The organism is Nocardioides sp. (assembly GCF_034670285.1).
Classification (GTDB): domain Bacteria; phylum Actinomycetota; class Actinomycetes; order Propionibacteriales; family Nocardioidaceae; genus Nocardioides.
The window spans coordinates 1-4,788 of the sequence record NZ_JAXMNS010000307.1; the positions used below are offsets into that span (position 1 = coordinate 1).

Genomic DNA, 4,788 nt, shown 5'->3' on the forward strand with positions numbered 1-4,788 from the left:
CTGGCCGACCTCGTCGAGGGAGTACGTGCGCGACAGGGTCGGGTGGATCTTGCCCAGGGCGATGAGGCGGTTGGCCTCGTACGCCTCGCGGTAGTTGGCGAAGTGGCTGGAGACGATCCGCTTGAGGTTCATCCAGAGGTAGCGGTTGTCGTACTCGTGCATGTAGCCGGTGGTCGAGGCACAGGTGGTGATGGTGCCGCCCTTGCGGGTCACGTAGACCGAGGCTCCGAAGGTCTCGCGGCCCGGGTGCTCGAAGACGATGTCGATGTCCTCGCCGCCGGTGAGCTCACGGATCTTCTTGCCGAGGCGCTGCCACTCCTTGGGGTTCTGCTCGGTGTTGTCCTCGTTCCAGAACTTCCAGTCCTCCTCCGAGCGGTTGATCACCATCTCGGCGCCCATGGAGCGCACGATGTTGGCCTTCTCCTCGTTGGAGACCACGCAGATCGGGTTGGCGCCGCCGTTGAGGGCGTACTGCGTCGCGAAGCCACCGAGGCCGCCGGAGGCGCCCCAGATGAGCACGTTGTCGCCCTGCTTCATCTGACCGGCGTTCTTGGAGACCAGCTGGCGGTAGGCCGTGGCGTTGACCAGGCCGGGGGAGGCAGCCTCCTCCCAGGTGAGGTGCTCGGGCTTGGACAGCAGCTGGTTGGACTTCACCAGGGCGATGTGGGCGAGGCCACCGAAGTTGGTCTCGAAGCCCCAGATGCGCTGCTGCGGGTCCATCATCGTGTCGTCGTGACCGGCGGGGTCCTCGAGCTCGACCGAGAGACAGTGGGCGACGACCTCGGCTCCGGGCTTCCACTTCGTGACGCCGGGACCGGTCTTGAGCACGACGCCGGCCAGGTCGGAGCCGACCACGTGGTAGGGCAGGTCGTGGCGCTTGGTGAGCTCGGAGAGGCGGCCGTAGCGCTCGAGGAAGCCGAAGGTGGAGACGGGCTCGAAGATCGAGGTCCACACGGTGTTGTAGTTGATCGCGCTGGCCATGACGGCGACGTACGCCTCGCCGGGACCGAGCTCGGGCAGAGCGACGTCCTCGACGTGCAGGCTCTTGCGGGGGTCCTTGTCGCGGGTGGCCACGCCCTCGAACATCTGGGCCTCGTCCTTGTGCACCGTCACGGCGCGGTAGGACTCGGGCAGGGTGAGGTTGGCGAAGTCCTCGCTGGAGGCGTCGCCGGACTGGCCGGCCGTGATGGCGTCGAGGATGTGCTGCACGGGTGTCTCCTGGTGAGGTGGAGGAAGGTGAACAAGCGGCACGGTGGCCGCCGCGAAAGATACCGGCGAGTAACTCCGGCTGGTGCTGAGTGTGCCGGACGTCTCAGTGGTCGGCTGCGGGCTGGACCAGCTCGACCAGGATGCCGCCGGCGTCCTTGGGGTGCACGAAGTTGATGCGTGAGTCGCTGGTGCCGCGCTTCGGGGCGTCGTAGAGCATCCGCAGTCCTCGCTCGCGCAGGATGGCCGAGACCTGCTCGACGTCGGTGACGCGGTAGGCGATCTGCTGGCAGCCGGGGCCGTTGCGGTCGATGAACTTGGCGATCGTCGACGTCTCGTCGATCGGGGCGAGCAGCTGCACGCAGGAGGTCGAGTCGCCAACCGCCATCATCGCCTCGCGGACGCCCTGCTCCTCGTTGACCTCCTGGTGGGCCACCGACATGCCGAACGTGTCGCGGTAGAAGGCGATCGCGACGTCCAGGTCGGGCACCGCCATCCCGACGTGGTCGATGGCAGTGAAGAGGGGCTCGGGGATGTCGAGTGCGGTCATGGCGTCATGCTCCACTCCGTCGCACCCCCAGGACAAGGTGTCTCACCGCGGGTGTGACATGTGCCTCACGGGGTGGGTCGCGGACACCCTCGCTGGTCTCGTGACTCGTAGGTAGTCTCGAAGTACTTCACTCGAACTTCACGGAGGCATCATGTCCGGAACCGTCATCGTCGCAGGGGCCCGTACCCCCATCGGCCGCCTGCTCGGCGGCTTCAAGAGCCTCTCGGCCGCTGACCTGGGTGGCGTCGCCATCAAGGGCGCGCTCGAGAAGGCCGGAGTCACCGGTGACCAGGTCGAGTACCTCATCATGGGTCAGGTCATCCTGGCCGGCGCCGGCCAGAACCCGGCCCGCGCAGCCGGCATCGCGGGCGGCCTGCCGCTCGGCGTCCCGTCGATCACCATCAACAAGGTGTGCCTCTCGGGCCTCAACGCCATCGCCACCGCTGACCAGATGATCCGCGCCGGCGAGGCCGACATCATCGTGGCCGGCGGCATGGAGTCGATGACCAACGCCCCGCACGTGCTGCCCAAGTCGCGCGAGGGCTTCAAGTTCGGCGACGTCTCGCTCGTCGACTCGATGGCCTACGACGCGCTCTTCGACCAGTCCACCCAGCAGGCAATGGGCGCGCTGACCGAGCAGTGCAACGCCTCCGGCACCAAGCTCACCCGCGAGGAGCAGGACGAGTTCGCCGCCGGTTCGCACCAGAAGGCCGCGGCCGCCTGGAAGAACGGCGTCTTCGACGACGAGGTCGTCCCGGTCTCGATCCCGCAGCGCAAGGGCGACCCGGTCGTCATCAGCAGCGACGAGGGCGTGCGTGGCGAGACCACCGCCGAGTCCCTCTCGACCCTGCGTCCGGCCTTCTCGAAGGACGGCACCATCACCGCAGCCTCCTCCTCGCAGATCTCCGACGGCGCCTGCGCCGTGGTCGTGATGAGCAAGGCCAAGGCCGAGGAGCTCGGCCTCGAGTGGCTGGCCGAGATCGGCGCGCACGGCATGGTGGCCGGCCCTGACTCCACCCTGCAGATGCAGCCGGCCAACGCAACGGCCAAGGCCTGCGCCAAGGAGGGCATCGACCCCAAGGACCTCGACCTCGTCGAGTTCAACGAGGCGTTCGCCGCCGTCGGTCTCGAGTCGGCCCGCTCGCTGGGTCTCGACGAGTCGAAGGTCAACGTCAACGGCGGCGCGATCGCCCTGGGTCACCCGGTCGGCATGTCCGGTGCCCGCGTGGTCCTGCACCTCGCCCTCGAGCTCAAGCGTCGCGGTGGCGGCGTCGGTGCGGCCGCCCTGTGCGGCGGCGGTGGCCAGGGCGATGCACTGATCGTGCGTGTCCCCGAAGCCTGAGAGCGCTTCGGCGGTGGGGTTCCTACGTCCCTCGCCTCGCGCTCTCGGTGCGAGGGGACTGTGAAGGGGAGCCGCAGGGCTGAGTCGGTCTCCGACCTCGTCGCGTCCGCCCGTGCCGGTCAGGCACGGGCGGTCGCGCGACTGATCTCCCTGGTCGAGGACGAGTCCCCGCTCCTGCGCGAGGTCACCGCGGCGCTCGCGCCGCACACCGGTCGAGCCCATGTCATCGGGCTCACCGGATCGCCGGGCGTCGGCAAGTCGACGTCCACCAGTGCGCTGATCCGCGCCTTCCGTGAGCAGGGCCGTCGGGTGGGGGTGCTCGCCATCGACCCGTCCTCGCCGTTCTCCGGCGGGGCGCTGCTCGGCGACCGCGTGCGGATGGGCGACCACGCCACCGACGAGGGAGTCTTCATCCGCTCGATGGCGGCTCGCGGCCACCTCGGCGGACTGTCCTGGTCGACCCCGCAGGCCATGCGGGTCCTCGACGCCGCCGGGTTCGACGTCGTCCTCGTCGAGACCGTCGGGGTGGGTCAGAGCGAGGTCGAGGTAGCGGGCCTCGCCGACACCACCGTCGTGCTGCTGGCACCGGGCATGGGCGACGGCATCCAGGCCGCCAAGGCCGGCATCCTCGAGATCGGCGACGTCTACGTCGTCAACAAGGCCGACCGTGACGGCGCGCCCCAGGTGGCCCGTGAGCTGCGAGCGATGCTCAACTTCGCCGAGCGTTCCGAGGGCGAGTGGCGGCAGCCGATCCTCAAGACCGTGGCGCAGACCGGTGACGGCGTGAGCGACGTCGTCGCAGCCCTCGACGAGCACCGTGCGTGGCTGGCGTCGTCCGGCACCCTGGCTCATCGGCGTGCACGGCGGGCTCGAGCCGAGATCGAGGCGATCGCGGTCGCCTCCCTGCGCCGACGCTGGACCGAGGTCGGTGAGCACGACCAGCTCGACGCCCTCGCGACCGCGGTGGTCGACGGGCAGAGCGACTCCTACGCCGCGGCCGACGTCCTTCTGGACAGCCTTGACCACCACGTGGGCTGAGTGACCTCGCCCGACCTCGGCTCGAGGGCTCCCTCCCCGTAGGCGGCGTGGAGCTCACTGTCGCTGGACGGCGAGCGGTCCGGCGTAGTCGACGTTTCTCGAGTCGTTGGCGACCGAGGCCGGGTCGGTGACGACTCCGAGGACGTTGCCGGAGCCGTTGTCACCGGCGCCGCTCAGGCGGTTGTCGCGGCCGTCCTGACGACGTGACGGCGGGTCAGTCCAGTCACGTGTAGCTGCCGGTACGCGTGTTGTTCTTGGGCGAGTCAGGTGCGACCACGGTGGCCGAGACCGTGCCGCGGCCCGTGCGCACGATCCCGAACTGGAAGGCCACCGAGGTGTTCGTGTTGGCCGGGATCGTGTTGGTGAACTCGATCGTGGTCGGATTCGAGGTCGGCGCGACGATGGGCGGGTTGGCCGTCACTGCGGGGTTGCCCTGAACGTCGTTGTTGAACGCGAAGGTGCCGCTGGTCGGAGTGAAGGTGACCGCCACCGTGTGCGGCGCGACGGGAGCGGCCCCGTTGTTCTTCACCGTCAGCGAGAACACCCCGGTGTTGGTGTTGAAGTTCAGCCCGATCACGTCCATGTCGATCGGGTTGGCGTCCTCACCCCACACCCCGCTGGACCCCGTGTTCGCGCCCGGCGGAGTGGTCAT

The 4,788-nt window shown here is 68.9% G+C and carries 5 protein-coding genes; 2 read left to right on the plus strand and 3 right to left on the minus strand.

The features are described from left to right. The coding region (gene ccrA / locus VOI19_RS14540; protein ID WP_323793681.1) for a crotonyl-CoA carboxylase/reductase at nt 1-1,209 on the minus strand (1,209 nt) is incomplete at its 3' end. A gap of 103 nt (nt 1,210-1,312) precedes the next feature. Continuing rightward, a complete protein-coding gene (mce, locus tag VOI19_RS14545) occupies nt 1,313-1,756 on the minus strand; it encodes a methylmalonyl-CoA epimerase (protein WP_323793682.1) in 444 nt (147 codons plus the stop codon). A gap of 151 nt (nt 1,757-1,907) precedes the next feature. On the opposite strand from mce, the gene VOI19_RS14550 reads away from it, so the two are divergent. Both VOI19_RS14550 and meaB read left to right on the plus strand, forming a co-directional pair. Next, complete coding sequence (locus VOI19_RS14550) at nt 1,908-3,098, plus strand: acetyl-CoA C-acetyltransferase (protein WP_323793683.1); 1,191 nt, start codon at nt 1,908-1,910, stop codon at nt 3,096-3,098. A gap of 60 nt (nt 3,099-3,158) precedes the next feature. Continuing rightward, nucleotides 3,159-4,136 (plus strand): methylmalonyl Co-A mutase-associated GTPase MeaB, encoded by a 978-nt coding sequence (gene meaB / locus VOI19_RS14555; RefSeq protein WP_323793684.1) that lies wholly within the window; start codon nt 3,159-3,161, stop codon nt 4,134-4,136. 223 nt (nt 4,137-4,359) lie between these two features. Here meaB and VOI19_RS14560 read toward each other — a convergent pair. After that, nucleotides 4,360-4,788: hypothetical protein (locus VOI19_RS14560; RefSeq protein WP_323793685.1), on the minus strand; the 429-nt coding region annotated here is incomplete at its 5' end.

Bases quoted from the DNA above. Each gene is read 5' to 3' on its own strand.
- mce (WP_323793682.1), bottom strand. From the start codon at position 1,756: ATGACCGCACTCGACATCCCCGAGCCCCTCTTCACTGCCATCGACCAC.
- VOI19_RS14550 (WP_323793683.1), top strand. From the start codon at position 1,908: ATGTCCGGAACCGTCATCGTCGCAGGGGCCCGTACCCCCATCGGCCGC.